This window comes from Streptomyces nanhaiensis, from assembly GCF_046614825.1.
Lineage (GTDB): Bacteria > Actinomycetota > Actinomycetes > Streptomycetales > Streptomycetaceae > Streptomyces > Streptomyces radiopugnans.
Genome location: NZ_JBKJFM010000332.1, coordinates 1 through 1,584 on the forward strand (window position 1 = coordinate 1; position 1,584 = coordinate 1,584).

Annotated in this window: 1 protein-coding gene; it reads right to left on the bottom strand. The window is 77.7% G+C overall.

Going from position 1 to position 1,584, the window contains the following annotated elements; genetic code table 11:
- On the bottom strand, nt 1–1,553 hold a 1,553-nt coding region (locus tag ACLIYP_RS30400; RefSeq protein WP_412716292.1), incomplete at its 3' end, for a lipid II flippase MurJ.
- Nucleotides 1,554–1,584 lie beyond the last annotated feature (31 nt).

Sequence of the window (1,584 nt, forward strand, 5' to 3'; positions counted from 1 at the left end):
GCCGCTGCCAGGCCGAGCCGGCCCAGGCCGGCCGCCACCGCGCGCACCCGGACGGGCAGGACTCGGGTGCGCAGACCGCACAGGAGCAGCAGCGCGGTGGTGGTGATCCCGGCGGCGTTGGCCGCGGCGATGCCGTGGACGCCCCAGCGGGGGGCGGCCAGGGCGCCGGCCGCGACGGTGAGCAGCAGGCCGACGGCCATCGCGCCGGCCGGGTACCAGACGGGCCGGGCGGCGGCGAAGAACGGCCGCACCAGGGCACCGGCCAGGCAGTGGCCGAGCAGCCCGGTGGCGTAGACGCGCATGACCGAGGCGGTGGCGGCGGTGTCCCCGGTGCCGAAGGCGCCCCGCTCGAAGAGGAGCTGGACGATCTGGGGGGCGTAGGCGATCACGTACGCGGCTCCCAGCAGCACCACCGCCGCGGCCAGCACCAGATCGCGCTCCACACGCAGCCGGGCCCGCTCGGTCCGGCCGTCGGCGATGGCCCGGGCGACCAGGGGGAAGGTGACCGTGCACAGCAGCAGGGAGAACGTCATGGGGAGTTGGGCGATCTTCTGCGCGTAGTTCAGGTGCGAGATCGCGCCGGGCGGCAGTCCGGAGGCCAGGAAGCGCTCGACGAGCACCTGCGACTGGCGGAAGAGGGCGAAGACGGCCACCGGGGCCACCAGGCCCCAGCCCACCAGTGCCGCGGCGCGCGGGGCGCGGGCGGCACGGCGCGCACGGACCGCGCGGCGCACGCGCACGGTGCGGCGCACGCGTACGGTGCGGACGGGCAGGCGCCGCCAGAACGCCGGGAGCTGGACCAGGACCATCGCCAGGCTGCCCGCGGCCACCCCGAAGGCGGCGGCGCGCACCCCCCACCGGGCGTGCAGGCCCAGCACCACCGCGACGATGGCGATGTTGTACGCGCAGTAGATCGCCGCCGGGGGCACGAAGCTGCGGTGGGCGCGCAGGGCCGCGCTGAAGTACCCGGCTGTTCCGAAGCCCAGCACGGTGACGGCCGTCAGCCGGGTGCAGTCCACCGCCAGGCCGGGGTCGGCCAGGCCGGGCGCCAGGGCGCCCACCAGCTGCGGCGCCAGCAGCGCCGCGGCCGCCGCGGCGCACGCCAGTGCCAGGAGCAGCCGGGGAAGCGTGGCCGCCAGCAGTGCGCGCACCGGGTCGGCGGCGTCGCCCGCCGGGTTCTCCGCGAGGGTGCCGGGGCCCGGCTTCCCGGCCTCGCGGGACACGGCCCGGCGCGACAGCGCCAGGCTGAACGCCGGGACCAGCACCAGCGCCATGGCGTCCTCGATGAGGATCGTCGAGGCGAACTCGGGGATGGTCCAGGACACCAGGAAGGCGTCCGTGTCGCTGCCCGCGCCGAAGAGGTGGGCGATGGTCTGGTCCCGCACAAGGCCGAAGAAGGAGCCGGCGGCGGTCAGGACGGCGGTCACCGCGGCCGCCCGGGCGACGAACCGCCCGCCCGGCGCGGAACCGGAGCCGGGAGCGGGGGCCGCCGGGGACGCGGAGGGGCCGGAGGGCGGCGGGGGCGCGGTCGGCGCGCCGGTCGCGGTGCTCACCGTACGCCCGCCCCCTTCGCGCCCTGTGCGC